This window comes from Pseudomonas sp. ADAK18 (assembly GCF_012935695.1).
Taxonomy (GTDB): Bacteria; Pseudomonadota; Gammaproteobacteria; order Pseudomonadales; family Pseudomonadaceae; genus Aquipseudomonas.
The window spans coordinates 1,594,547-1,621,283 of the sequence record NZ_CP052859.1 but is presented as its reverse complement, the minus strand read 5'-3'; the positions used below and the strand labels follow the sequence as shown (position 1 = coordinate 1,621,283).

24 protein-coding genes are annotated in these 26,737 nt (G+C 62.0%); 10 read left to right on the top strand and 14 right to left on the bottom strand.

All coding sequences use genetic code 11. From position 1 onward, the window contains the following. Positions 1 to 72: 72 nt before the first annotated feature. Together HKK55_RS07295 and HKK55_RS07290 are read right to left on the bottom strand one after the other, a co-directional pair. Positions 73 to 441 (bottom strand): cytochrome c5 family protein, encoded by a 369-nt coding sequence (locus HKK55_RS07295; protein ID WP_169354029.1) that lies wholly within the window; start codon positions 439 to 441, stop codon positions 73 to 75. A 141-nt stretch (positions 442 to 582) separates the two neighbouring features. After that, on the bottom strand, positions 583 to 1,416 hold the full coding sequence (locus HKK55_RS07290) for an arylamine N-acetyltransferase (RefSeq protein WP_169354028.1): 834 nt from the start codon (positions 1,414 to 1,416) through the stop codon (positions 583 to 585). A gap of 158 nt (positions 1,417 to 1,574) precedes the next feature. Between HKK55_RS07290 and HKK55_RS07285 the strand changes: the two genes are divergently transcribed. Next, positions 1,575 to 1,823, top strand: a complete 249-nt coding sequence (locus HKK55_RS07285; protein ID WP_169354027.1) for a DUF6555 family protein — start codon at positions 1,575 to 1,577, stop codon at positions 1,821 to 1,823. A 56-nt stretch (positions 1,824 to 1,879) separates the two neighbouring features. Here the strand turns inward: HKK55_RS07285 and HKK55_RS07280 are convergent, their stop codons facing one another. Beyond that, entirely contained in the window at positions 1,880 to 2,074 is a 195-nt protein-coding gene (locus HKK55_RS07280; RefSeq protein ID WP_169354026.1) for a DUF6021 family protein, read from the bottom strand. A 23-nt stretch (positions 2,075 to 2,097) separates the two neighbouring features. Beyond that, on the bottom strand, positions 2,098 to 2,271 hold the full coding sequence (locus HKK55_RS07275) for a hypothetical protein (protein WP_169354025.1): 174 nt from the start codon (positions 2,269 to 2,271) through the stop codon (positions 2,098 to 2,100). A 152-nt stretch (positions 2,272 to 2,423) separates the two neighbouring features. Here HKK55_RS07275 and HKK55_RS07270 point away from each other — a divergent pair, with 152 nt between their 5' ends. Next, entirely contained in the window at positions 2,424 to 2,957 is a 534-nt protein-coding gene (locus HKK55_RS07270) for a DUF3087 family protein (RefSeq protein ID WP_169354024.1), read from the top strand. 141 nt (positions 2,958 to 3,098) lie between these two features. On the opposite strand, the gene HKK55_RS07265 is transcribed toward HKK55_RS07270, so the two are convergent. Together HKK55_RS07265 and HKK55_RS07260 are read right to left on the bottom strand one after the other, a co-directional pair. Next, positions 3,099 to 4,223: an MFS transporter gene (locus HKK55_RS07265; protein ID WP_169354023.1), complete on the bottom strand. Its 1,125-nt coding sequence runs from the start codon at positions 4,221 to 4,223 to the stop codon at positions 3,099 to 3,101. Positions 4,224 to 4,293: 70 nt separating this feature from the next. Beyond that, a complete protein-coding gene (locus HKK55_RS07260; protein ID WP_169354022.1) occupies positions 4,294 to 5,658 on the bottom strand; it encodes an MFS transporter in 1,365 nt (454 codons plus the stop codon). A 261-nt stretch (positions 5,659 to 5,919) separates the two neighbouring features. Here HKK55_RS07260 and HKK55_RS07255 point away from each other — a divergent pair, with 261 nt between their 5' ends. Next, complete coding sequence (locus tag HKK55_RS07255) at positions 5,920 to 6,672, top strand: carbonic anhydrase (RefSeq protein WP_169354021.1); 753 nt, start codon at positions 5,920 to 5,922, stop codon at positions 6,670 to 6,672. A gap of 21 nt (positions 6,673 to 6,693) precedes the next feature. Here HKK55_RS07255 and HKK55_RS07250 read toward each other — a convergent pair whose 3' ends face one another. Next, positions 6,694 to 7,560, bottom strand: coding sequence for a Dyp-type peroxidase (locus tag HKK55_RS07250; protein ID WP_169354020.1), 867 nt, complete (start codon positions 7,558 to 7,560; stop codon positions 6,694 to 6,696). 139 nt (positions 7,561 to 7,699) lie between these two features. Here HKK55_RS07250 and HKK55_RS07245 point away from each other — a divergent pair, with 139 nt between their 5' ends. Both HKK55_RS07245 and HKK55_RS07240 read left to right on the top strand, forming a co-directional pair. Further along, positions 7,700 to 9,325, top strand: a complete 1,626-nt coding sequence (locus HKK55_RS07245; protein WP_169354019.1) for an NADP-dependent glyceraldehyde-3-phosphate dehydrogenase — start codon at positions 7,700 to 7,702, stop codon at positions 9,323 to 9,325. A 95-nt stretch (positions 9,326 to 9,420) separates the two neighbouring features. Next, positions 9,421 to 10,482 (top strand): FUSC family protein, encoded by a 1,062-nt coding sequence (locus HKK55_RS07240; protein ID WP_169357798.1) that lies wholly within the window; start codon positions 9,421 to 9,423, stop codon positions 10,480 to 10,482. Here the strand turns inward: HKK55_RS07240 and HKK55_RS07235 are convergent, their stop codons facing one another. Next, the gene (locus tag HKK55_RS07235) at positions 10,483 to 11,346 is read right to left on the bottom strand and encodes a LysR family transcriptional regulator (protein ID WP_169354018.1); all 864 of its coding nucleotides are present in this window, start codon (positions 11,344 to 11,346) and stop codon (positions 10,483 to 10,485) included. Positions 11,347 to 11,449: 103 nt separating this feature from the next. Here HKK55_RS07235 and HKK55_RS07230 point away from each other — a divergent pair, with 103 nt between their 5' ends. Continuing rightward, on the top strand, positions 11,450 to 12,331 hold the full coding sequence (locus HKK55_RS07230; protein ID WP_169354017.1) for an alpha/beta fold hydrolase: 882 nt from the start codon (positions 11,450 to 11,452) through the stop codon (positions 12,329 to 12,331). Positions 12,332 to 12,526: 195 nt separating this feature from the next. Here HKK55_RS07230 and HKK55_RS07225 read toward each other — a convergent pair whose 3' ends face one another. Further along, positions 12,527 to 13,282, bottom strand: coding sequence for a TetR/AcrR family transcriptional regulator (locus HKK55_RS07225; RefSeq protein ID WP_169354016.1), 756 nt, complete (start codon positions 13,280 to 13,282; stop codon positions 12,527 to 12,529). Positions 13,283 to 13,637: 355 nt separating this feature from the next. On the opposite strand from HKK55_RS07225, the gene HKK55_RS07220 reads away from it, so the two are divergent. From HKK55_RS07220 to HKK55_RS07205, 4 genes are read left to right on the top strand one after another with little or no spacing between them, the layout of a single operon-like run. Next, the gene (locus HKK55_RS07220; RefSeq protein ID WP_169354015.1) at positions 13,638 to 14,342 is read left to right on the top strand and encodes an ABC transporter ATP-binding protein; all 705 of its coding nucleotides are present in this window, start codon (positions 13,638 to 13,640) and stop codon (positions 14,340 to 14,342) included. Beyond that, entirely contained in the window at positions 14,339 to 15,538 is a 1,200-nt protein-coding gene (locus tag HKK55_RS07215; protein ID WP_169354014.1) for an ABC transporter permease, read from the top strand. Before HKK55_RS07220 ends, HKK55_RS07215 begins: the two co-directional genes overlap by 4 nt. Next, the gene (locus HKK55_RS07210) at positions 15,531 to 17,015 is read left to right on the top strand and encodes a TolC family protein (RefSeq protein ID WP_169354013.1); all 1,485 of its coding nucleotides are present in this window, start codon (positions 15,531 to 15,533) and stop codon (positions 17,013 to 17,015) included. The genes HKK55_RS07215 and HKK55_RS07210 overlap by 8 nt, the downstream gene beginning before the upstream one ends. Further along, positions 17,005 to 18,270, top strand: coding sequence for an efflux RND transporter periplasmic adaptor subunit (locus tag HKK55_RS07205; RefSeq protein ID WP_169354012.1), 1,266 nt, complete (start codon positions 17,005 to 17,007; stop codon positions 18,268 to 18,270). The genes HKK55_RS07210 and HKK55_RS07205 overlap by 11 nt, the downstream gene beginning before the upstream one ends. Before the next feature lie 55 nt (positions 18,271 to 18,325). On the opposite strand, the gene uvrA is transcribed toward HKK55_RS07205, so the two are convergent. The 5 genes from uvrA to lexA all read right to left on the bottom strand — a co-directional run bounded on the left by uvrA (position 18,326) and on the right by lexA (position 26,722). Continuing rightward, on the bottom strand, positions 18,326 to 20,857 hold the full coding sequence (uvrA, locus tag HKK55_RS07200; RefSeq protein WP_169354011.1) for an excinuclease ABC subunit UvrA: 2,532 nt from the start codon (positions 20,855 to 20,857) through the stop codon (positions 18,326 to 18,328). A gap of 133 nt (positions 20,858 to 20,990) precedes the next feature. Continuing rightward, on the bottom strand, positions 20,991 to 24,089 hold the full coding sequence (locus HKK55_RS07195) for an error-prone DNA polymerase (RefSeq protein WP_202020920.1): 3,099 nt from the start codon (positions 24,087 to 24,089) through the stop codon (positions 20,991 to 20,993). Beyond that, positions 24,065 to 25,480 carry a DNA polymerase Y family protein gene (locus HKK55_RS07190; protein WP_169354009.1) on the bottom strand — a complete coding sequence of 472 codons (1,416 nt, stop codon included), beginning with the start codon at positions 25,478 to 25,480 and terminating at the stop codon, positions 24,065 to 24,067. Before HKK55_RS07190 ends, HKK55_RS07195 begins: the two co-directional genes overlap by 25 nt. A gap of 7 nt (positions 25,481 to 25,487) precedes the next feature. After that, positions 25,488 to 26,105, bottom strand: coding sequence for a translesion DNA synthesis-associated protein ImuA (imuA, locus tag HKK55_RS07185; RefSeq protein ID WP_169354008.1), 618 nt, complete (start codon positions 26,103 to 26,105; stop codon positions 25,488 to 25,490). Then, positions 26,105 to 26,722, bottom strand: coding sequence for a transcriptional repressor LexA (lexA, locus tag HKK55_RS07180; RefSeq protein ID WP_169354007.1), 618 nt, complete (start codon positions 26,720 to 26,722; stop codon positions 26,105 to 26,107). The genes imuA and lexA overlap by 1 nt, the downstream gene beginning before the upstream one ends. Positions 26,723 to 26,737 lie beyond the last annotated feature (15 nt).

Here is a 26,737-nt window from a genome sequence, read left to right as displayed (position 1 = left end):
CCCGCCAGCGCCGAACGCTGCAACAGTTGCCGCCGTGAAAGGTCCATCGCCATACCCGCTACCCCATTATTGTTATTGGATGTGTTGACCGGACATAAAGCTGATCAGCCCCAGGAATTGCTCCTCGGAGCACTGCATGCACAGGCCCATGGGTGGCATGCCGTTGTAGCCATTGATCGAATGGTCCAGCAGGGTGTCCGCGCCCTGGGCAATGCGCGGGCTCCAGGCCTGGCCGTCACCCGTCAACGGCGCGCCGGAGGCCGGGTTGCCGTGGCACAGCTTGCAACTGGTGTCGTACACCTGGGCCAACGCCGGGTCGGTGGGCATGGCGGTGGCCGATGTAGCGCGTTGCGGGGAAGGTTTCGATCCATCGCCACAGGCCGCCAGCAGGCCAATCAAGGCCAGCAGCAGACCGAGGCGACAAGGGGTTGTTGCCGACATAGCCACCCTCTCTCTTATTGTGTGGAAAGCCTGATCCACACTAAGGCAGAGGCGCCCGGGCGTTGAGGGTATTGGGGGACATAAAGGGGGGCTTCGGCGGCCAGGGTTGGGTGGAGCGAGCCTGCTCGCTCCCGCAGTGCCTCAGGGCGCAGTCAGCAAACTTCCAAGACGCTCACGCAGTTGCGGATGTTCGGGCAGGCGAATACCGAAGCTGTCTTGCAGCAGCGCCATCAACTCATCCACATCCTGGATCGCGCGTTTTTCGCTGTCGCGGTCCAGGTAGTGAACAGCGTAGTGGCCGTTATTCAAGGTACGGCGCAGGCCCGAAGCGAGCAGTGCCACCTTCAACGTGCCAAAAAACGGCGATTGTGGGTGGGTCGAGACGTACCAGTTGCCGATTTCATAGTCGAAGTGCGACTGCGGCTGCAAATCGAACACATACAGCCCGCGCCACTCCCCGGCGACCTGGGCCCACAGGGTATAGCTGCCTTCATGCAAGCTCAGGCGAAAGGGTTCGTGGGCGGTGGCCTGGGGCGCTTCGGTGTCCAGTTGCAGCGGGCTGCTCGGCACCATGCCACCAAAGCCGACGTCGCTGACATAACGCACTCCGTCGATGGTCACCAGGCTCAAGCGATGCGTACGCCCCGTGTGTGCATCGGGCGGCCCGCCCATCACCACCCGGCCGGTAATGCCCCGTGCCTCAAAGCCCAGCTCTTGCAGCAAGGCCAGGAACATCTGGTTCAGTTCGTAGCAATAACCGCCCCGCCCATCAAACAGGACTTTTTGCTCGACGCTGGGCAAGTCGATCGGCACAGGCGCCCGCAACAGCGTCGACAGGCTTTCAAAGGCAAAGGTGCTGACATGGCGCAGTTGCAAGTCTTTGAGGGTTTGCAGGGTCGGCGCGGGCGGCGTGTCATACCCCAGGCGCTGCAGGTACAAGCGGCTGTGGGTCAGACGGGGGGATTCCTCAAACATGAAGCGATCCTTGAGCATGAGGTGAAGACGTCACTAATACCCTGAAGGTCGCGACTTGCCAATTGTGACCTACATCAAAACATACCGTGTGGGGCCATAAAATTTCTGAACCTTTCTGAGCCGCTTTGCATCCATTCAGAACAACACAGGGAGGTAATATGAGTACCGCAACGATCTACACCATCCACTATTTGCTGCACGGTGAGCCCAAAACTTTTGTCGTACGTGCCGACTTGATGAATAACGCCGAGGCCTGGCATTGGGCAGCCTGCGATGCAGGGGTCGCTCACATTGCCCGCGTCGGTCGACCGGGGCATGAACGGGTCAAAAAGACCAGCCGGCCATGGGCGGAAAAATACGGCATCACCGACGTCAGTTGGGCGCCACCGAAGAGGTTTGGCGAATGAACGGCAACTGATCGGCGCACGGTAAAAAAGAGCCCCGCTCAATGGCGGGGCTCTGTTCAGGGCTTGAGGTCCGCCAAGGGATCGTAAGGCGGTTTGTTGCCTGGCTTATCTTTCTTGTCCAGCGGTGCAATCGCAGGACCTGTCGGGTCGACCTGGGGGTCGGCCAAGTCCGGCGAATCAGGGTCAAAACCCAATTCATCCTTGCCGCTGGAATGTTCCGATGAATGCGGTCCAGTTGAACGATTGCTCATCACTACCTCCTCCGCTCTCCGGGTTACAACGGCCGCGCCTTGTCGTGCAGGTTTTCCAGGTCGTCTTCAACCCGTTTCACATCATCCTTGCGCTTGGCCGGATCATTGGGACGCTGGGCGTCGTTGTCGCGTTCCTCCTCCCCGGGTGTTCGGTCGTCGGGATGGGGCGTGCCGGGTTGCTGCTGATACTGAGTCATGGTTCACCTCCCTGGGACGTTCGTTGCCTACTGACGTTAGAGGACGCAGGGCCCGCCATCGTTCAACCTGATTACAGCCCCCGAAACCACGAAGCATGCGATGATGCCGAGCTTCGCTATACCCCTGCTCGCCCCATGGAGACTGCCACCGGATGTTCGAGATCAAACCCTGCGACCCGCAAACCTATCGTCAGCAGACCCGTCGCAGCACGTTGATCGTTGCTGTGATGTTTGTGGCCCTGGCGATGCTGCTGTCCAGCCTGGCCGTGATGGCGTTTGGCGAACCTGGCGGGGACAATTTTCGCTTCAACGTGGGGGGCGTCATGGCTGGGGTGTTGCTGACCGTGGCCCTGGTGCGCGGCCCCTTCTGGTCGCAAGCCTGGCTCGCACCGGCGATCTACGGCTGGCGGCTCAAGCGCAGCCTGATGAGCGTGACCAACGTGATGCACACCGTCACCGAACAGGTGCAGGCCAAGAACCCGGCGGCGCTCAAGTTGCTGCGCTTCTACCACTTGGGACTGACGCAGATGCATGAGTTGGATGCCAACTCCAGCGCCCAGGCGCAACTGGTCCAGGAGATCGAAGCGCACAAGGCGAAGATGGAAACGCTGGGGATCGAGACCGAACAGAAGCGTCTCGACCCGGCCTGGTTGGCGGCGATGAAAACCCCGCAGCAGCCCCGATAATTCTCGCGTAGCAGCTGTCGAGCACCAGCGAGGCTGCGTCGGCCGCACCACCCTAATCAGGCACCGAGTCGCCTCTGGCGCAGCCTCGCTGGCGCTCGACAGCTACTACGGGAGTTCCAGCCTTCAGATAGGTGTCGCCTTTCAGGCCTTTGCCCGCCAGCAAAACACCGCACTGACCGCAATTGCCGCACCGGCCACGCCAAACACCCAGGGCGCCGACGCTACCGGCAGCAGCAAACCCGCCAATAACGGCCCGAGCCCGGCGCCGATATCGCGCCAGACGGCATTGGACGCCAAGGCTGAAACGCGCATGGACCCTGGGTTGCGCTCGGCCACCAGCGTGGTCACCAACGGCAACTGCAACGCCCGCAGTACCAGCACCGCAGCGGCGCCGACAATGACCCAATAACTGCCGAACGCCGTCAGGGCCAGGGCACTCAAGAAGGAAAACAGCAGTAACATGGACGTCGCGCCGAACCGCTGCGCCGCGCGCCCGCCCAAGGGGCTCAGGAGCAATTCCGAGACATAACGCAAGGCCATCAAGCCACCGGCGATCAGCACCGCATCGCCGCCGAGGATTTTTTGCGCCTGGATCGACAAGCCGAAAATAAACAGGCCGTCCAGGGCCACGCCTTCGATAAACGACCATACCGCTACAGTGTCCGGCAAGCGAAAACGCCGGCCGGGGGTGCCGTGCAAATCATGGCCTGCCGTGGGCAGTCCGCGCGCCATCCACAGGCCCAGCAGACAGCACACCGCCAGAATCAAAAAGATCGGCCGTGGCCCGGCCCATAACGTCAGCAAACCGCCCAGGGGCAAAGCCAGCATCGGACCGAGGGCGATCAACGCCCGGGAGCGCCCGGCCCTACGCGCCGCGCCCAAGGGTTCGGAAGTGGCCAACACTTGGGTCGAGAGGTTCAACGCGGCAAAACACAAGCCCCAGATCAACCTCAGCACCAGTAGCGCGGCAAAGCCGGAAAGGAATGAATTGCCCAGGGCACACACCGTTGCCGCACCCGCCGCCAGCATGCAGGTCAGCCGGTCACCCCGGCGGGCGTAGAAGTTCAGCACATGCCGATAACCGAAAATTCGCACCAGCCGGTTGGCCGCCAGCAACACCCCGGCCTGGGCCAGGGTAATGCCAAAGGCCTGGGACTCCATGGGCAGCAGCAGGTAGAGCAACACGTCACTGGGCAGGCACAAACCCAGGGTCAGGGCGGCGCGGCGCGAGGTGGAATCAGCAGTGCGTTGGACCAAGCTGGGCATATAGCTGAAACATTCAGAAATATCAGGGCTGCAACGTTAGCGTTCTCACTCAGTGTTTTACAAGGACCAATCAGTCCTTGGGGGCAAACTGCAACAAGCGCAAGCCACTGGCAACGCTACCCACCAAGGCGAACCCACACCCCAGCCACAGCGCGTACTGCGGACCGCTGCTCAATGACAGGTGGAAACACAGGGCCACCAACGACGCACCGAGTGTCTGCCCCAGCAACCGGGAGATCGCGACGATGCCACTGGCCCCGCCACTGCGGGCCAAGGGCGCACTGGTCATCAAGGCCTTGAGGTTGGGCGACTGGAAGAAGCCGAAACCGGCGCCGCACAACGCCATGCGCCAGCCAATCTCGAAGGCCGTGGCGTCATTGCCCAGAGTCGCCAGAGCCGCCATGCCCGCGCTCAGCATCAGCAGGCCGATCCCGCACAGCAACCCCAACGACACCCGATCGGCCAGGCGCCCCGCCACCAGCGCCATTACCGCCACCACAGCTGGCCAGGGCGTCATCAGAAAACCAGTCGCCACCTGGCTGTGACCGAGCACCGCCTGCAACAGGAACGGCAAGGACACAAACGCCAATCCCTGGGCGCTGAACGCACAAATTGCAGTCAATGAAGACAGGGCAAACACCGGCCGCTTGAACAAGTCCAGGGCCAGCATCGGCGCTGGATGGCCGGCCTGACGACGAATCAGCAAGGCGCCGCACACCAGCGCCACCGCGATCAGCCCCAAGGTCAGCGCGCCTTGGGCACCATGCACCGCTGTGCCCAGGCCCAACACCAATAAGGCAAACAGCCCCGTGCACAACAACGCCGCGAAACGATCAAAGGCGTGCCCGGTCATGGGAATCGCCGGCAACGAACGCAGGCCCAACGCCAAGGCCAACAGCCCCAGCGGCACATTGATCAAGTAGAGCCAGTGCCAGGTGGCCACCGACAGAATCCCCGAGGCCACGGTAGGCCCGAGGGTAAAGGCCAGGCCCACCACCAGCGAGTTGTAGCCCAGCCCTCGGCCGAGCATTTTTGAGGGGTAGATGTACCGCAACAACGCGGTATTGACGCTCATGATCGCCGCCGCGCCCAGGCCCTGGGCCACGCGCGCGGCGGTCAGGGTCACCAGCGAGTCGGCCAGCCCGCAAAACAGAGACGACACGATAAACAGCAGCAAACCGCCCAGGTACACCCGGCGGTGCCCCAGCACATCACTCAAGGAAGCGAATGGCAGCACCGTGGCGATGATCGCCAGCTGGTAGGCATTGACCACCCAGATCACCGACGCAGAGTCGGTGCCAATGCCTGCGGCCAGGGTCGGCAGCGCGGTGTTGACGATGGCGGTGTCCAGGGTCGCCATGCCGATCCCCAGGGAAATAGCGATCACCGCCGGTAGACGTTTGTGACTGGGTAACCCATCGACAACTGAAGACATGGCGGATCCGCGCGCGTGGCAAAGGCGCCTAGATTACGGGCAGCGGCGGATTTTTTCAGCGGACAAATGGGTGGCTGTCCAAATTTTCATGTTGGGATCAATGTCCTGGGCGGTGAGGAAGAGAACCGTCTCCAGCAAGAGCCATCGGGACAAGTCGACCTCTCGCAATCTGCGGACAAGTCCTACATCCGCGCCCCGCAGACTCTCTGCACCCTTGTCTCATCGAGTTATCCCTACTCCGCTACCCAGAGTGAACTGCCGATGTGCAAGGTCCACAAACCAACGTCAGCCCCTGTAATCAACGAACGCCGCCGCTTCCTGTGTCTTGCCGCCACAGGCGCGGGCGCCTTGATGCTGGCCGGAGTGCTACCGAATCAGGTGGCCTACGCCACCGGCGTCGCGGCGTCGCTTCCCAAGCCTCAGAACGCCATATCCCCCGACGATGCCCTGACGCGCTTGATGGACGGCAATGCCCGATATGCCGATGGCGTAACCAAACGTCATGACTTCATGAGCGAGCGCGACGCGCTGGCGAGTGGGCAAAATCCTTTTGCCGCTGTGCTGGGTTGCGCTGACTCGAGGATCGCGCCCGAGTACGCCTTCGATACCAGCCGAGGCGATCTGTTCGCGGTACGGGTGGCAGGTAACTTTGTCACCACAGACGGCCTCGCCAGTCTGGAGTACGCCGTCGCGGTACTCGGCACTCCGCTGATTGTGGTATTGGGTCATGACAGCTGCGGTGCGGTATCAGCCGGGGTCAAGGCCTTGAAAGACGATGCCCGGTTTCCCGGGCACATTCAGAGCCTGGCCGATGCGATCAAACCATCGGTCGCCAAAGTGCTGACGCAACCGGGCGAACTGCTGGATAACGCTATTGTGCAGAACGTCAAGGACACCGTCGCACGCCTGCAGCGTGAGTCCAGCCTGTTATCCAGTGCCATGGCCAAAGGCACACTGAATATCGTGGGTGGTGTTTACAAACTGCACACAGGTAAGGTCGAGCGGGTGGTGTAACGACCGCCACCGTTACGCCTTTTAGTTCGTTGCAACAATGCTCAAATCCAGGCGCCCATCCTTGAGCGGCGGGCACCAGTAATAACCACCGGTCAGCGGCCGGCTGATACGGTACAAGCCATCAACGATCCCATCGTCCAACCCGCTCATGCGGCGTAACTGGGCTTCAAAGGCATCAAAGGAATGACCGAAGGCGAGGAACATCAGCCCGGCCTGGCCATTTTCGGCCCACGGCATGGAGCGGCGCACCACAAAGGCCTCCGGGGTAAAGCTTTCCTGGGCGGTACGTTTGACGTGGGCCGACTCCGGCGCTTCGTCCAGTTCTTCGTTGTCGCCATGGCGTCGACCGATGATGTGATCGCGCTCTTGCGCCGGCAATGCGGCAAAGCCATCCAGGTCGTGCTGCCATTGCTGGATCGCGGCGAAACTGGCACCGCCGGTGGCCACGGCAGCGTCAACTGCGGCGTCGTCATGGGGGTTTTCGGTGCCGTCTTCATAGTCGGTCAGGTCAAAACCGGTCTTGTAGCGGAAACCTTCGGTCATCTGCACCAGGCGAAAGGCCGGCGCCAGGGCTTTTTCAAAGGAGCGGCTACGCATCAGCAACTCGCCACGGTCCACACCGTGCAACCAGACCCACAGGGCTTGCTGGGTGGACGGGTTATCGGCGCCCGGGCCGCTGACGTGGGGGAATGCCCGCAACCCGTCAATTCGGGCGCCGAGGGCGTTGACCAGCGGCTCACCGAAACCGACTACTGCCTGAGCATCCGTTAACTGCACCAGCGCATCGAAAGCAGCTGGCACGGCATCCACCGACTCCAGGGCAAAAAACAAATGGCGTGCCTGCAACGGCACCGGTGCGGCAAGAATGCCCGGCTGGTAGTGACTCATGTGAACTCCTTCAAGAAAGCCACGCAGTTTACCCGCCACAGCGTGCCTATGCGTAGTGGAAAGCGCACAGGCCTTGCAACAGAGCCCTTGGATGGGTGAATCTCTAGACATATCTTGCAATCAGCCTTGGGGTAGCGACATGACCACCGACAACCTGCTCGCCCATCTGTTTCCTACTGCCGCCGACATTCCCGAGCAATACCGGCTGGCGGCGCCCATTGAACAGCGCGACTACCTGGTGGACGGCCAGTTGCAGGTCTGGGCCGGTCCCTTGGCCCAAGTACGCAGCCCGGTTCAACTGCACGGCCCCGATGGCGACACCCCGGTGATCATCGGCAGTACGCCACTGCTGGATGCCGAGACCGCCTTGACTGCACTGGATGCCGCCGTGCGTGCTTATGACCGTGGCCAAGGCACTTGGCCGACGATGCGGGTGGTCGAGCGCATCCAGCACGTCGAAGCTTTTCTGCGGCGCATGCGTGAACAGCGGGACGCGGTGGTCAAGCTGCTGATGTGGGAAATCGGCAAGAACCTCAAGGACTCGCAGAAAGAGTTCGACCGCACCTGCGACTACATCACCGACACCATCAACGCTCTCAAGGAACTCGACCGCCGCTCCAGCCGTTTCGAGCTGGAACAGGACACCCTTGGGCAAATCCGCCGCGTCCCCATGGGTGTGGCGCTGTGCATGGGCCCTTACAACTACCCGCTGAACGAGACCTTCACCACCCTGATCCCGGCGCTGATCATGGGCAATACGGTGGTGTTCAAGCCGGCCAAGCTCGGGGTGCTGCTGATCCGTCCATTGCTGGAAGCGTTCCGCGACAGCTTCCCGGCCGGGGTGATCAACGTGATCTACGGCAGCGGCCGGGAAACCGTCAGCGCGCTGATGGCCAGCGGCAAGATCGATATCTTTGCCTTTATCGGCACCAACAAGGCCGCCAGCGATTTGAAGAAACTGCACCCGCGCCCTCACCGCCTGCGCGCGGCCCTGGGCCTGGATGCGAAAAACCCGGGCATCGTGTTGCCTCAGGTGGATCTGGACAATGCGGTCAACGAAGCGGTCACCGGCTCGCTGTCGTTCAACGGGCAACGCTGCACCGCATTGAAAATCCTGTTTGTGCATGAAGACGTGGTCGACAGTTTCATCGAGAAATTCAACCAGAAGCTGCTAACCCTCAAACCCGGCATGCCCTGGGAAGACGGCGTGTCCCTGACACCGTTGCCGGAACCGGGCAAAGTCGATTACCTGCATGCGCTGGTGGCCGACGCCGAAGAGAAAGGCGCCAAGGTGGTCAATGTCCATGGCGGTGCCAGCCGTGGTTCGTTTTTCTACCCGGCAGTGCTGTACCCGGTGAACACCGCGATGCGGGTCTACCACGAAGAACAGTTCGGCCCGGTCGTGCCAATCGTGCCGTACCGCGACCTGGATACGGTGATCGACTACGTGCTGGAATCGGACTTCGGCCAGCAGTTGAGTATCTTCGGCACCGACCCGCTTGAAGTGGGACGCCTGGTGGACACCTTCGCCAATCAGGTCGGCCGCATCAATATCAATGCCCAGTGCCAACGCGGGCCGGACACCTTCCCGTTCAACGGCCGCAAGAATTCGGCCGAGGGCACGCTATCGGTACACGATGCGCTGCGGGTGTTTTCGATCCGCACGTTGGTGGCGACCAAGTTCCAGGACAGCAACAAGGCGCTGATCAGCGACATCATTCATGATCGGGCGTCGAGTTTTTTGACCACGGACTATATTTTCTAATAGCCAACACAGATCCAAATGTGGGAGCGGGCTTGCTCGCTCCCACATTTGATCGATGAACCCTTGCTATCGAGGCCGACTTAATACCGATGAACCTGCACCTGCCCCCTTTCGCCCGCCGCCTGCTGCGTCCCCTGCTGGACCCTTACCGTCGTTACCGCCATGCCAAACTGATTCACGCCGTACGGGTTTCCCTTGGTTTGCTGGCGACGATCCTATTGACCACCGGGATCAACCTGCCCCACGGCGAATGGGCCTCGGTGACCATGCTGGTGGTGATCGGCGGTTTGCAGCACCACGGCAACATCGGCAAAAAAGCCGTGGAGCGGGCATACGGCACGTTGATCGGCGCCAGCGTCGGGTTGCTGCTGGTGGCGCAACAGGCGTACCTGGGCCAGCCACTGCTGACTTACCTGCTAATGTCAGTGGTCTGCGGCTTCTTTTCCTACCACGCCATCGGCAAGGGTGGGTACACCGCGCTGCTGTCGGCCATCACCGTATTTATCGTCGCCGGCCATGGCGATAATCCGCTGTCCGACGGCCTGTGGCGTACCGTCGATATCCTGATCGGCATCGCCCTGGCCCTGGCGTTTTCGTTCGCCCTGCCGCTGTATGCCGTGTACTCCTGGCGCTACAACCTGGCCAGCGCACTGCGCGATTGCGCGGCGATCTACAGCCGGATCATCAGCAGCCAGTCGGTCACTGATGATGAACACCTCAAACTACTCAGCCGCTTGAACGCGGCCATGGTGCAACTGCGCTCGCTGATGCCATCAGTGTCCAAGGAAGTGCGGATTTCCATGACCGAACTGGACGCGATTCAGCGGCATCTGCGCATGTGCATCAGCACCCTGGAGATCCTCGGCAATACCCGGCCGGACCCTCGGAGTGAACAGACCATGGCGCGCATGCAGCTCACACTGAAAGACGAGCATCGGCAGATTCGGGTGCAGTTGATCGGGATGGCACGGGCGTTGAAATCTGGAGTGACGGAACGCTTGGAGCGGCCCAGCCACGTCCACGCAAGCGAAACGACGTTGGAGGCTCCAGTACACAGTGCGCTGGATGGGTATCGGTTGTTGACGCTGCAATTAGTGGCAAACATTGATGCCATGCGCCAACGTCTGGCTAAAACGGCCAGCCATTGGAAGATTTGATCAACCCCGTTGCAACGCCTGCATCAGTAGGTCATGCAAGGCCAGCAACCTGGGCTCTGGATTATCACTGCCAAAGCGCAGCACATTCGCCACTTCGGGCAGCGGCAAACGCTGCTCGAATGGCCGATAGACTTCGATCCGCTTGTCCAGGTGAGCACTGCTGAGTAAACCGATGCCCAGCCCGGCGGCCATCGCCGACACCACGCCTTCCACCGAGCCGCACTCCACTGCGACCTGCCAGCGAATGCCCAGGGCACTCAGGCGTTCCTGGGCCAGTTGCCGGTAAAAACAGCCGGGACCAAAGGTGACCAGGCGTACGCCACCGTCGGCTTCAGGTTGCCAGCCTGGACGGGCGCACCAATGCACATGCTCGGTCCACAACAACTGATCCCTGGCCTCGATACGATGGGTGAAGTCCTGATGCAGCGCCACATCCAGCTCACCGTCCACCAGCGCCTGACGCAGCACATGACTCTGCTCAATCACGATCCGCACATCAAGCTGGCGGTGCTGCCGGGAAAACTGCGCCAGCAGGCTCGATAACTCAGCCATGGGCACCTGCTCCGTCGCGCCAAGGCGTACACAGCCTTGCAGTTGCACCGGATTGAAATGGGCCAACGCCGCGTCGTGAGCCTCCAGGATGCGCCGGGCATGAATCAGCAATTGTGCACCATCCTCACTGGCCACCAAGCGCTGGCCGTCACGCTGGATTAACGGCCGATCCAACTGCTTCTCCAGGCGTTTGATTTTCCAGCTCACGGCCGATTGACTGAGGTGCAAGCGCTCGGCGGCGCGGGTGACACTGCCGGTTTCAACCACGGTTTGCAGGGCACGCAATACATCGATGGGCAAACGCTGGTTCATGGCCTCACCTATGACAAAAACGGGATTACAGAAGAGTAAGTTGTCATTGGCGTCATGACCAGCGCCGCCGTAGAGTAAAGCTCTCACTGCGCGAGGATTTGCCATGACCACCCTGCTCAACGAAACCGTACTGATCAACGGCCAGCGTATTGCCACGGGCCGCCATGGCGCCGGGATCCCCGTGCTGTTGCTGCACGGCACGCCGGCCCACAGCATTATCTGGCGCAACATCGTGCCGCGCCTGACCGCTGCAGGGATGCAGGTTCACCTGTTCGACCTTCTGGGGTTTGGTGCGTCGGAATGCCCACGCCAGGCAGACACATCAGTGGCGGCGCAAAGCCAATTGGTCACAGCGCTGCTCGACCACTGGGGACTGCGCCGCGTGCACCTGGTGGGGCATGACATCGGCGGCGTCAGCGCGGTGCTGTTTGCCCTGGATCACCCTGAACGGCTGCACTCACTGACCATCGCCGACTTGCCCAGCTACGACTCCTGGCCCTCCCCGACCTGGTGCGACATTCATGAGCGTTTCGACGAGTACGCCCGGATGCCCGCAGACCAGCATCGCGCACTGATGGAGCGGCAGTTGGCAATGGCCGTCTTCAACAAGACGTTGATGCAGGGCCCATTGCTGGAGGCCTATCTGGCCCCGATCAGCGGCGTGATTGGCCAGCCGGCGTTCTATCAGCATCAGGTGGCACATTACGACTCACGCTATACCCGCGACTTTACCGAACGCCTGCCGGGCATGGACCTGCCGGTACAGATTCTGTGGGGGGCCGACGACGAATGGCAGCCCGTTGAATATGCGCGCCGCCTGCTGGGCGATATCCCTGGGGCAACCTTGCATGTGCTGGAAAAGGCCGGGCACTTTCTGATGGAGGACGCTCCGGAGCGGGTGAGTAAATACCTACAGGGCTTTATCCATCAGACAGATCCGGGGGTGCTCAATGTAACTCGTCGGCCCGTTTACACAACCGAATAGATTCACACTTTCACTTACAATTTTTTCACGAATTATTCACATCCGCCACCGTAGGGTGAAGCCTCATCCGTTACAAACGTTTCATCTAAAGCCCGCCGCCCCAGCGGGTTTTTTTTGCCTGCGTTTTAGGTGGGTACGAATCAAGGAAGGTGTGTAGAGGAATGCTGCGCCGGCTCATTGCGAGCCGGCTTTACGTTAGCGTGCAGCCTTGCTCGGTAAGGCTACGGGTGCTTGCTCGCGAATCGCCCGCTGGGTATCCAATACCCGCGCCAAAGCCGTTTCCGCCTCGGGACTTTGCTGGGGCACGCGAATGGCCGCCGACACCAGGGTGATCAGCTTGGCCATGACTTCGGCGTCCGTGGCCGGCCGTCCCAGGCTCATGGAGTTCATCAGCAAGCGCAATTCCGTTCCCGCCATCACCCCGGAAATCGCCTTGAGGGCAAATTGCAGGCGCACCCCCAGCTCGTTGCGCGGCAAGTCCGGCAGCGCCAGGGCGAACGCTTCGAAGAAGCGCTGGAATACCGGCTGGTAATGCACCTTGAGGTATTCCTGGATAAACGGTGAGGTGTCGCTGTACACCCGCCCCAGGAAACGGATGAAGGACCGCCCTTCGCCACTGGCCGGGTCGGCGCGTTCCATGCCCATGGCCGGCGCAAACAGCACGCCCAGCAAGGTGTCGCAATCCAGCGGGCCGTCGGACTCGGCCTCGCACCGCGCCAACAGTTCCAGGCGCTGCTCGTTGAGCGGCTCCAGGCGCTGCATCAGCAAGGTCTTCATCAGGGAATCTTTGTCCCCGAAGTGGTAATTCACCGCAGCGAGATTGACCTGGGCCCTCTCGGTAATCTGCCGCAACAAAACAGCGTCATAGCCGTATTTGATGAAAAGAGCCTCTGTCGCATCCAGCAATCGAGTCTTGGTAACGTTTGGAGCGCTGAGTTTCTTCGCGACCATAGGGGTTCCACGGGTAGGAAATATTATGTTTTAAAAATAAATTTGATTTTTTATACCGGGGGCGCGGATCGAAAGCAAGTAGTGACACTGCGCCATCCCTCTACGAGGACACCGCTGGCCGCCGCGCGGGTGTTGACTACAGCACCTTGCACAGTGAGATTGCACGGCTACTCGGAGGGGTAAAACCGCTCTATCTCTGTGGCTGGCGGAGTGGGATGATCGAGGTTACTATTCAAACAATATTTTAAAAACAAGAAATAAAACCAGTCCGTGACGTGTACCAGGCAGCCCCTGAACTTGTTACAAGAATTTTCAGGAGTATGGCAGGAGCGTCGAGGCTGCAGGCGTAGTCACGATGACAGATACCCCCACGCTCCCAGGCTTCATTTCCCTGCAAGGCATCGGCAAAAGCTATCAGCTGGCCGGGCAGCACCTGTCCATTCTCAATGATGTGTGCCTGACCATTACCAACGGCGACAGTTGCGGCATCCTCGGCGCTTCCGGCTCCGGCAAGAGCACCCTGCTCAATATCCTCGGCCTGCTGGACCTGCCCGACTGCGGCCAATACCACTTTGCCGGCCATGACATTTTCAGTTCCAGCCCCGATCAACTGGCGGCCATCCGCAATCAACAGATCGGTTTTGTATTCCAGAGCTTCAACCTGCTGCCGCGCCTGAGTGCCCTGGACAATGTCGCCCTGCCCCTGAGTTATCGCGGTATATCCCGTCACGAATCAGTCGAGCAGGCACTGCGCATGCTCGATCAGGTGGGCCTGGCCGAACGCGCCCACCACCGCCCGGCTGATCTGTCCGGCGGCCAACGCCAACGGGTGGCGATTGCCCGGGCGCTGGTGGGCAAACCCTCGGTGATCCTCGCCGACGAACCCACCGGCAACCTCGACAGCCACACCGCCCAGGAAATCATGGACCTGCTGCTGGCCCTCAACCGCGAGCAACAGGTCACGCTGATTATCGTCACACACGACCCACACATTGCCGAACGCCTGAATCGCAAGATCCTGGTGCGCAATGGCGTGGTGCAAGAGGCTGGGCGCCTATGAGCCTGCGGGTCGAACAGAGCCTGAGCCAACTGCTGCACGAGGCGTTTGTCAGCCTGCGGACCTTGGGCAAGCGTTCGATCCTGGCCTTGCTGGGGATCGTCATCGGTAGCTCTTCGGTGGTGGCGCTGATCAATATCGGCCACAACGCGGCCGAAGACGCGGCGGCCATTTTCAAAGACATGGGCACCGACACCCTGGTGGCGCAATTCCCGCCGCGCGGCAGCAGCACCGCGCCCATGCGCGCCAGCCTGGACCTGGACGCCATACGCAAGACCGTACCGGGCATTGCACATATTGGCGCGATTTCGCAGTTCAGCGGGCCGGTGGTGTTCCATGGCCGCACGTTCAATACGGGGATCATCGGCAGCACGCCGGGCCTGAAGGACGCCATGCGCCTGTCCCTGCGCGAAGGGCGCTTCCTGTCGCCATTTGACGGTGGCGAAATCTATGCGGTGATTGGCGATCAGGTCGCTCAGGCCCTCAGCACCCCAGGCGACCCGCTGCAACTGGGTGACCGGGTGCGGATCAGCGATTACCTGTTCCTGATCGTTGGCATCCTGCAGAGCCAACCTCGATCCATGTTGATTCCGGTGCAAGCCAACGAAGCGATGTTCATCCCCGCCGAGGGCATGCGCCGCATCTACCCCACGCCCCAAATCAGCAATGTGGTCATCCGCGCCATACCGGGCCAGGACATGGAACGCATCGCGCGCGACGCCGCCACCGCGCTGAAAACCCAGCTCGCCGACCACGATGTCGACATCCAGGTGCCCCAGCAAATGATCGACGGCATGACCCGACAAAGCCGCACTTTCGCCTATCTGTTGCTGGCCCTGGGGGCGATTTCCCTGGTGGGCGGCGGCGTCGGGGTGATGAATGTAATGCTGATGAACGTCTCGGAGCGGCGTCGTGAAATTGGCATTCGCATGGCCCTGGGCGCCCGCCAGCGAGATATTCGCAACCTGTTTCTGCTGGAAGCGGTCACCCTCACCGCCGTCGGAGCCTTGTGTGGCGCCGTGCTGGGAATGACCGCTGCTTATCTATACGCGTGGCTATCCGGCTGGCAGTTTTCCCTGGCGATAGCCGCCTTGCCCCTGGGTGTGGGCAGTACGTTGCTGGTGGGGCTGTTTTTTGGCATCTACCCGGCGGTGTCGGCGTCGCGGTTACAGCCGGTGGAGGCGTTGCGTGATGAATAAGCGCCACGTTCTGCTGTTGATCGGCGTTATCAGCTTGCCCAGCCTGGCCGCCGAGGTGGTGATCAATCCCTCGGCGCCGAGCACCACCCGCAGCGGCTATGACCGCAGTGTGTCCCTCAGCAACCAGACCACCACCTTGACCCTGGGCGACGCGGTCTACCTGGGCCTGCGCAACAACCCGGCGATTCGCAGCAGTTACCTGCAACGGGTCGCGCAGAAGTTCGACCTGCGGGTGGCCGAAGACACCTTCAACCCCAAACTCGTGCTTAACAGCTACTACCGCGCTAACCGGGGTTCGGCAGACAACGCCCGCAATAGCAACGTGGCACCTGCCGCCACCTTGCTCGGTGAATACGGCACCCGGCTGAGCATGTCCTGGACCCAACAGATGAATAACGCCAACCGTGCCGGACGCTTTCGCAGCGACGGCCTCGACCTGGCAATCATCCAGCCATTGATGCGCGGTGCCGGCTGGGACGCCACCACCGCGCCGCTGCGGCTGTCGCGGCTGGCAGAGCAGGCCAACCGGCTGAACCTCAAGGCCACCGTGGCGCAAACCATCAGCCAGATCATCGCCACCTACCGCGAACTGCTGCGGGCCCAGGAACAACTGAGTATCGTCCAGGACGCGCTCAAGCGCGCAAATACCTTGCTTGAGGTCAACAAGGCGCTGATCGCCGCCGGGCGCATGGCCGAATTCGAGATCGTGCAGACCGAAGCCGACATCGCCACCCAGCAACTGGGCGTGGAAGAAGCACAGAACCAACTGGACACCAGCCGCCTGGCCCTGTTGCGTTTACTGGCCCTGGACCTGTCCACGCCGATTCGTGCCACCGAAGCCCTGGAAGCCGCACGCATGGACATCGACAAACGCCAGGCCTTCAACCTCGCCCAGAACCAGCAACCCGAATACCTGGCCGCCCTGCTCGGGAGCCAGCAGGCTGACCTCAACCTGGTCATCGCCAAGGACTCAGGTCGTTGGCAGGTGGACCTGATCGCCGGGGGTAATCAGTTTCGTGATGCCTATAACAATGACGACGGCAATACCAACACTCGGCGCTGGGACAGCTACGCCGGTATTCAGGTGCAGATTCCCATCGGCGACATCAGTACGCGTCAGGCTGAGGTGCACGCCCGGGTCGATGTGGAAAACCAGCAGATCGCCATCGATGACGCCAAGCAGGAGCTTGAGCGCAACGTCAACGATGTGGTGCGCGACCTGGGTACCCGCTGGCGCCAGTATGAAATCTCGCAACGGGCAGTCGAGCTGTCCAAGCGCAAGATCGAAATTGAACGGGAAAAACTCAGCGCCGGGCGCTCCACCAACTTCCAGGTGTTGAGTTTCGAGACCGACCTGCGCAACGCCGAGAACTCACGGCTCAATGCGCTGATTGCCTATTTGAATGCCCAGACCCAGCTCGACCTGACCCTGGGCATGACTCTGGAAAGTTGGGAAATCGCCCTCAATGACTACTAATCGAAAACGCCTGCTGGGCGCTGTGTTGATCGTGCTGTTGGCCGGCGCCGGGATCGCGCTTGTCAGCTATCGCAGCCCCGCCGCTGACCAGCCCGCCACAGCGGAGCAGTGGCTGGCGGTGAAGACCGATCCGCTGGTGCATCAGATTGGCCTGGTGGGCAAGATCGAGCCCGACACCACCATCACCCTCACCGCGCCCTTCGACGGCAACGTGCAGGCCAATCTGGTGGAACAGGGCCAACGGGTAGACGCCGGCCAGGTGCTGCTGCGCATGGACCCGGCCACCCTCGAAGTGCAACTGCGCGACGCCCTTTCCGCCCAGCTCAAGGCCCGGCGCACGGTGCAGGAAATGCAGGACTGGGACAGCGGCCAGTTGGTCGGCCGCGCCCGGCGCAGCCTGCGCACGGCGCAAATGACCGCCGGCAACACTCAGCGCAAATTGACCGAAAGCGAAAACCTGTTCAAGCGCGGCATTATCCCCCGCAACGAACTGGACGACCTCAAGCAACAGGCCCAGCAACAACAACTGGACCTGACGGCCGCCCGCAGCGAGTTGCAACAGGCGCTGGACCAGGGCAAAGGTGAATACCGACAGATCGCCGATATGGAACTGACCAACGCCACGGTGAAATATGAAGCCTTGCGCACGCTGCTCGACGGTAAGGAAGTCAAGGCACCGTTCTCTGGCATCGTGGTGCCGGCACCCGGCAGCAGCTCGCCCCAAGGGGGCGCCGCCAACAACACACCGGTACAGGCCGGCAGCAAGGTCAGCCAGGGCCAGGTACTGTTCGGGCTGGCCAATATCGAACGCTTGAAAATCGTCGCCAAAGTCTCGGAGCTGGATATCAACCAATTGCACCAGGGCCAAGCGGTGGAAGTCATGGGTGATGGCTTTGATGGTGAGCGGCTGACTGGCTCCGTCAGCGTGGTCAGCGGCCTGGCAATTGCCAGTGATAGTCAAGGCAGTGCGCAATTCCCAGTGACCCTGTCGATCCCCAAGCTGACCCCGCAACAACTGCAACGGGTGCGCCTGGGCATGAGCGCTCGGCTGACCATCGTGACCTACAACAATGACCAGGCGATCATCGTGCCGGCCCAGGCGATCACTCGTGGGGACAGTGGGTTATCAGTGGAGTATCGGGCGGCGATGGACAAGCCGGTGGAGCGGGTGAGTGTGACGACAGGGCAGTCGACTGCGCAGGGGGTGGAGGTGTTTGGGCTTAAGCCAGGGTTGGTAAAAGTCCCCGCCCTGTAGCCGCTGCCGAGGTACGAGGTTGCAATGGGTTTGGTGCGGCATTCCGACGCAGGAGTCAGGGCAGTTCCCGCGCCAGGAACGGCGCGGTACGACTGCTCTTACTCCGGGCGACTTTTTGCGGCGTCCCACTCACCACAACCTTCCCGCCTCGGTCCCCTGCCCCCGGTCCAATATCAATCACCCAGTCACTCTGGGCCACCACGCGCATTTCATGCTCCACCACAATTACCGTATGCCCCGCCTCCACCAGATGATTGAGCTGGCTGAGCAAGCGGTCGACATCTCGCGGATGCAACCCGGTGGTCGGTTCATCCAGCACATACAAGGTCGCACCCCGGGCGTTGCGCTGTAGCTCAGTGGCCAGTTTGATCCGCTGGGCTTCACCGCCGGACAACTCAGTCGCCGGCTGCCCCAATCGCAGGTAGCCCAGGCCGATATCCCTCAGCACCTGCAGCGAGCGCAGGACGCCGGATTGTTCGGCAAATACCTCCACGGCCTGCTCGACGGTCAGTCCCAGCACCTGGGCGATGTTCAAACCTTCCCAGGTGATCGCCAAGGTCTCAGGGTTATAGCGCGCCCCGTGACAGGTCGGGCACGGCGCATACACGCTGGGCATAAACAGCAATTCGACGCTGACGAAACCTTCGCCTTCACAGTTCGGGCAACGGCCCTTGGCGACGTTGAAGGAGAACTGCCCCGCGTCGTAACCGTGCTTTTTCGCCGCTGGCGTGGCGGCGAACAGTTTGCGCACGTTGTCGAACAGGCCGGTGTAGGTCGCCAGGTTCGAGCGCGGCGTGCGGCCGATGGGTTTCTGGTCCACCTGCACCAAGCGTCGAATGTGTTCAAGCCCGGCGCTGATACGGCCGCCGCTGGTTTGCGCTGGCTCATCCTCAAGGCTTGGCTCGTCCTCTTCGGTTTGCACCACACGGCCCAGCCCGGCGCTCACCAATTCCAACAGCGCCTGACTGACCAGGCTGGACTTGCCCGAACCGGAGATTCCGGTGACCGCGGTAAAGCAACCCAGCGGGAAGTCCACACTCACGCCCTCCAGGTTATTGCGCCTCACCCCTTCCAGGCTCAACCAGCCTGTCGGTTGACGGGGCGAACGGCTGGCCGGACGCTGCTCGGCGAACAGGTACTCGCGGGTTTGCGAAGCCTCGACCTGAGCCAAGCCCGCTGGCGGGCCGCTGTAGAGTACTTGGCCGCCATGCTCGCCGGCTGCCGGGCCAACGTCGATCAACCAATCGGCGCGGCGCATGGTTTCCAGGTCGTGTTCCACCACAAACAACGAATTGCCCGCGGCCTTCAAACGTTCCAGCGCCGCGAACAGTGCCTCACCGTCCGCAGGATGCAAACCTGCCGAGGGCTCGTCCAACACGTAGATCACACCGAACAACTGCGAACCCAATTGTGTGGCCAGCCGCAAGCGTTGCAACTCGCCGGAGGAAAGCGTCGGTGTGCTGCGCTCAAGGGCCAGATAACCCAAACCCAGGTCGGTCAGGGTGCTGACCCGCTCGAGCAAATCCTGGGCAATCCGCTGGGCCGCCAGGCGTTTTTCCACCGACAGCGTGCCTTTGTCCTGCCCCTCTGCCACCGGGCGCAGCATCTCGGCCAGTTGCAGCAATGACATCTGCGACAGCTCACCAATGTCATAACCGGCGAACTTCACCGACAACGCCGCCCGCGTCAGGCGCTTGCCCTCGCACAACGGGCACGGACTGCCCTGCATGAATTGCGAGACGCGCTTTTTCATCAGTGCGCTTTGGGAGTGAGTGAACGTGTGCAGGATATAGCGCCGGGCGCCGCTGAACGTCCCTTGGTAACTAGGCTCCAGCTTACGCTTGAGGGCGTCGCGGGTTTGCGCCGGGGTCAAGCCGGCATACACCGGCACGGTCGGGGTTTCTTCGGTGAAGAGAATCCAGTCCCGCTGTTTTTTCGGCAAGTCGCGCCAAGGGATATCGACGTCATAACCCATCGTCACCAGGATGTCCCGCAGGTTCTGCCCCTGCCACGCCAGCGGCCAGGAAGCCACCGCCCGCTGGCGAATGGTCAGGGACGGATCGGGCACCATCAGCGCCTCGGTGACTTCATACACTCGACCCAAGCCATGGCATTGCGGGCAGGCACCCTGGGGTAAATTGGGGGAAAAGTCCTCGGCATACAGCATCGGCTGCCCCGGCGGGTAGCTGCCGGCGCGGGAATACAGCATGCGGATCAGGCTCGACAAGGTGGTCACGCTGCCCACCGACGACCGCGTGCTCGGCGTGCCCCGCTGCTGTTGCAGGGCCACGGCCGGTGGCAGGCCTTCGATGGAGTCCACATCCGGCACGCCTACTTGATCGATCAGGCGCCGGGCATAGGGTGCCACCGATTCGAAATAGCGGCGCTGGGCCTCGGCGTACACAGTGGAAAAGGCCAGGGACGACTTGCCGGATCCCGACACCCCGGTAAACACCACCAGGGCATCCCGGGGAATGTCCACGTCGACGTTGCGCAGGTTGTGTTCCCGGGCGCCCCGTACCCGGACGAAGCCGGTGCGCTGCTTGGATAACGCAGTGTCTGGCGGCAAGTTGCGTTGTGAAGTCATGGTCAACCTTATAAGGGGTGAGTCCAGGTGTTGATCGAGAAAAGCAGGCGAACGTTCAATCGCAGTGCAGAGCACCGGCGGCAATCCATATAGCTTATGCCGCCATGAACGGGCAAGGCGCACGGCCAGAATTTCAATGGAAATCCCGACTGCGCACATTGATCCAGGCCAATAATGGCGTCAGGTCACTCAAGCGCCCGGCGATCAAGTGCCGGACCTCCCCCACCGCCTCCCAGCGCCCGTCTACCTTGAGCAACTGCGACGCTACCAGCACCTGGCGCTGACGCTCTGCCAGGTCACGCCAGACCACCACGTTGATATTGCCGAACTCATCTTCCAGGGTGACAAAGGTGACTCCGCTGGCGGTCCCAGGCCGTTGCCTGCCGGTCACCAAACCGGCGATGCTGACATGACGCCCATGCTCCACTGTCAGCAGCTCCCGGGAACTGCGGCAACGTCGCGTGCGCAGTTCATCACGCAGCAGCGCCAACGGGTGTGGGCCCAGGGTAGTACCGACGCTGGCATAGTCGGCCTGCAGGTCTTCGCCTACCGTCGGTTGCGGCAACGCCACCACAGACTCTTCGGGGCTGGGCACGCCGGCAAACAAACCCATCTGCCGCTGTACCCCGGCCACTTCCCAGCGCGCCTGATATCGGTGCCCGGCCAAGCTGCGCAACGCACCGGCATCCGCCAGCAGTTCCTGGGCGCGAGTGTCCAGCCGGGCGCGCTCGCCAAGGTCGGCAATGTCGAAAAAATCACCGCCCTGGCGCGCGGTTTCAATGCGCCGTGCATCCTCCTCACGAAATCCCGAAACCATGCGCAGCCCCATGCGGATTGCCGGCTGCTGGCCCTCGATGGGTTCCAGGCTGCAATCCCAGTCACTGGCGCTCACGTCCACCGGGCGAATCTGCAAGTGATGACGGCGCGCGTCCTGGAGAACCTGGTCCGGGCTGTAGAAGCCCATGGGCCAACTGTTGATCAGGGCGCAGGCAAACGCCGCCGGCTCATGGCATTTGAGCCAGCAACTGGCGTAGGTCAGCAAGGCGAAACTGGCGGCGTGAGACTCCGGAAAACCATAGCTGCCAAAGCCCTTGATCTGCTCGAAAATCTGCGCGGCGAAGGCTTCGGTGTAGCCGTTTTTCACCATGCCGCTGCGCAGTCGTTCCTGATGAGGCTCCAGGCCACCGTGGCGCTTCCAAGCTGCCATGGAGCGACGCAACTGATCGGCCTCACCGGGGCTGTAGTCGGCAGCGACAATGGCGATCTGCATCACTTGCTCCTGGAACAGCGGAATGCCCAAGGTACGTTCCAACACAACTTCCAACTCCGGCGATGGATAAGTCGTTTCTTCTTCCTTGTTCCGCCGACGCAGGTACGGATGCACCATGCCGCCCTGAATCGGTCCAGGACGCACGATGGCCACCTCGATCACCAAGTCATAGAAATCCTTCGGCCGCAGCCTGGGCAGCATCGACATCTGCGCCCGGGACTCGATCTGGAACACGCCAATGGTGTCGGCGCGGCTGATCATGGCGTAGGTGGCCGGGTCCTCCTTTGGAATACCGGCCAAGGTCAGATCACGGTGGCGATGACGCCGCAGCAGGTCGAAGCACCGGCGAATGGCACTGAGCATACCCAAGGCCAGGATATCGACCTTGAGCAAGCCGACGGCATCCAGGTCGTCCTTGTCCCATTGAATGATGGTGCGCTCAGCCATGGCGGCATTTTCCACCGGCACCAGGGTGTCCAGCGGGTGTTCGGAAATCACGAAACCACCGGGGTGCTGGGACAGGTGCCGGGGAAAGCCAATCAGTTGCTGGGTCAGGCTGAGTACCCGGCGCAGCACCGGGCTGTCGGGGTCGAAACCGCCTTCACGCAGGCGCTCCAAGGGCGGCGCTTCATCGCTCCAGCGCCCACAGCAATCAGCCAGCGCGTTAACCTGATCCGGCGGCAGGCCCAGGGCCTTGGCCACGTCACGTACCGCGCCGGCACCGTGGTAGCTGCTGACCACCGCCGTCAAGGCGGCGCGGGTGCGGCCGTAGCGCTGGAACACGTATTGCAGCACTTCTTCCCGGCGTTCGTGTTCGAAATCGACGTCGATGTCTGGCGGCTCGTTGCGCTCCCGGGACAGGAAGCGCTCGAACAGCATGTTCGTCAGGATCGGGTCGATTTCGGTGATGCCCAGGGCATAACACACTGCCGAGTTGGCGGCCGAGCCACGGCCCTGGCAGAGGATCGAACGGCTGCGGGCAAAGCGCACGATGTCATGCACCGTGAGGAAATAGCTTTCGTAACCCAGCTCGGTGATCAGTTCCAGTTCTTTGTCAATTTGCTGGAGGGTCTTGGGCGTGACGCCGTTCGGCCAGCGCTGGACCATGCCCTGCTCGGTCAAGATCCGCAGCCAGGATTTCGGGTCCTGCCCTTCGGGTACCAACTCCCGTGGGTATTGATAACGCAGTTGGCTCAGGTCGAAAGTGCAACGGCGGGCAATGCTCAACGACGCTTCAAGCAAGTGCGGCGGATACAGGGCACGAATGGCGTCAAGGCTGCGCAAGTGGCGTTCGCCATTGGGATACAGGCGCGCGCCCGCCTCGGCGACCGGCACGTGATGACGGATCGCGGTCATGGTGTCCTGCAACGCACGACGGCTGCGCACATGCATATGCACATCGCCGCAGGCGACTGCCGGGATATGCCAACGGGCCGCCAGCTTCAAGCGTTGCTCAAGAAGACGGGCATCGTCCTGACCACCATGCAACTGCACCGCCAGCCACACTCTCTGGGCGAACGTATTGCACAGCCACTGGATGTCGGCCTGGGTGTCGGCCTCTTCGGCCACCCACAGCACCAACAACCCCGGTACAGGATTGGCGAAGTCTTCTTGCAGCAGGCGGTAGTGACCTTTCTCGGCACGACGCCGGGCAAGGGTGATCAGCCGGCAAAGGTGCTGATAGCCCTCCAGGTTTTCCACCAGCAGCACCAGTTTCGGGCCGTTCTCGATGCGCATCTCGCTGCCGATGATCAACGGCAGCTTGACCTCCTTGGCCGCCTGCCAGGCACGGACGATGCCCGACAGGGTGCATTCATCGGTGACTGCCAGCGCTTGGTAGCCTTGCTGCCTGGCCCGCTCGAACAGCTCGCGGGCACTGGACGCACCGCGCTGGAAACTGAAATTGGACAGGCAGTGCAGCTCGGCGTAATCCGGGTTCATGCAAACCAGCCTTGCAGCCACAGCACGCCGCGTTCGCCCACGGTTCGATAGGCCCAGCCCTGCTGGCCCGTGCGGGTCTGGATCAGGTAGTAATCACGGCGCACATCGGCACCGTCCCACCAGCCGGATTCAATGCGCTCCGGGCCCATAAGGACCTGTATGCCCTGCTCGGCCAATACCGTCGGCTCACTCAACAACCAGCCGGGCCGTTGCACCTTGCTCAATGGCGGACACGCCCGGCTGTCGACGCCAGGTTGCCAGGCACATTCCGGGCGATGATCGGCTTGAAAACGCAAGCCTTGTACCGCCTCGTCACCCAGGCGCGCCCGCAGGCGTTCACGCAACTGCTCCCAAGGCAGGGTTTGTTGCGGGCGCTCATCGAACAGGTCCTGGCGCTGGGGCACAAACACCGGCAGGTCCTGGGCCGTCAGGCGAAAGCCGCGCACCGGCGATGTCACCTGGACCTGCTCCAGGCGCCCTCGGGCCAGCTCGAATAACATCGCCGGATCACGTTCCGCACTGAGCAGGCCAACCTTGATCAGCGTGTCCGGCTCCTCGGCATGTTCCAGATGCAGGTCGAAACGCTGCACGCCACTGTCTCGTCCACACAGAAACGCCGACAAGTCGCCCGTCAGGCGACGCAGCACAAACAGCAACGCCTGGTGAGACAGCACGTCAAAGTTCAGTTCGATGCGTGCATCGAACTGGTCTGGCGGCAGGTAGAAAGCCAGGGCCAGTGGGCGCTGGCCGGACAGCGCATCCAGGTGCTTGAGCAATGCCGCATCAAAACGCCGAGCCAGGGTATGCCGGGGCAAGGCCTGCACCTGAGCCAGGGTGCGCAGGCCCATCCGCGACAAGGCGGTGGCGGCTTGCGGGTCGAGACCGGCGCGGTCGATGGGAATCGGACCCAAGGCTTGCTGTAGAACTTCATCATCCGCCACGGCCACACCGTCGTAGACATTGGCCAGCACCCGGGCGGCGATCGGGTTGGGGGCGACAACGATGCGGTGACGAAAACCCAGCGCTGTCAGTTCCTTGCGCAGGCGTGCTTCGAGCTGCGGCCATGGCCCGAACAGACCCAGGCTCGACTCAATCTCGAACAACAGGGCGCGCGGGTAAAACACACTGACCTGGGAGCTGAAACGGTAGGCCCAGGCGGCAAGAAATTGCTGCCAGCGCTCGATGTCCACCGGATCGTATTCGGCGCAGGTAAAGGCCTTGGTCAGGGCATGAGCCGCCGTCAGGGACTGGCCAGGGCGCAGCCCCAATTTGCGCGCAGCCTCGTTGACGGTTTGCAGCACCCGCCGCTGCGGGGTACCCGTCAGTAATGCCAAGGGCTGATCCGGTTCGGGACGCAGACGCAGCACCCCGTCCAGCGCCAATTGCGGGAAGACAATACAGACCCAGCGCATGCCAACCTCAGTGCCCGCTCGCAAGAGCAATCGGCGCCGGGTGAGCCAACCCGCCCCGGCACTTGAGCACCCGTACCTGGGCGGGCCTGGCCTCGACCACCAGACGCAAAGCCGCCGGCGACGGGTTGATTGCCTCGCTCAACGGGCGCCAGGCAAACGCCAGGGTCTGGCCGGTTTCCGCCGCCACCTGCAAACGACGCAAGGCTCGGTCGTCGGCCTTGCGCGGCCAGCACAACACCGCCCCGCAACTGCCGGAACGCAGGCATTGCTCCACTGCCCACAAGGCGTCGCGTTCATCCGCCTGGATCACCGAGAGCTGGCGCAGGTCCACACCGGCGTTTTGCCAGGCATGGGGATAGGGAATATAGGGCGGTGCCACCAGCACAATCCGCTCCCCCGCCGCCGAGAGTCGCGCCAGGGTCGGCCATACCAGTTGCAACTCGCCCACACCCTCCTTGGCCACCAGGATTTCACTCAAGGCCGACTCCGGCCAGCCTCCCGTAGGCAGCACCGCATCCAGGGCGGCGAGCCCGGTGGCATGAACGCTGGCCGGTGGCGCAACGGGCCGGCCCTTCCAGACTCGACCACCATTGAACAACGAGTCCAGGGCAACGACGGCGCCCATCAACCTTGCCTCACCAGACCGCAGAACACGCCTTCGATGGCCAGGTCCTGGTCGGGCCGGACCACGATGGGTGCATAAGCCGGGTTACGTGGCAGCAGACGTACGTTTTCGCCGGTGCGCTCGAAGCGTTTGATGGTGACTTCACCGTCCAGGCGCGCCACCACAATCTGCCCATTCACTGCCTCGGCACTGCGACGTACGCCCACCAGGTCGCCATCGAGGATGCCGTCTTCGATCATTGAGTCGCCCTGGACCCGCAGCAGGTAATCCGGTATTCGGGCGAAGGTGGCCGGGTCGAGCATCAGGCGATTGTGGACTTCGGCGTCGGCACCGATGGGCAAGCCTGCTGCCACTCGGCCGAGGACGGGGATGTCCAGCCATTCGGGGCGTGCCGGTTGATTGAGCAGGCGGATACCGCGGGCCTGATTAGGATTGACCTCGATAAAACCGGCCTCGGTCAGAGCCAGCACATGCTTGCGGGCGACACTACGGGAAGCAAAGCCGAAGGCCTCGGCGATTTCGGCGAGGCTCGGGGGTTGGCCTTGCTGCGCGATACGGTCGCGAATGAAGGTCAGGATGGCGGAGCGGCGGGGAGATAGGGTCGTCATGGAGTACATTTGTACTCTTTCGAG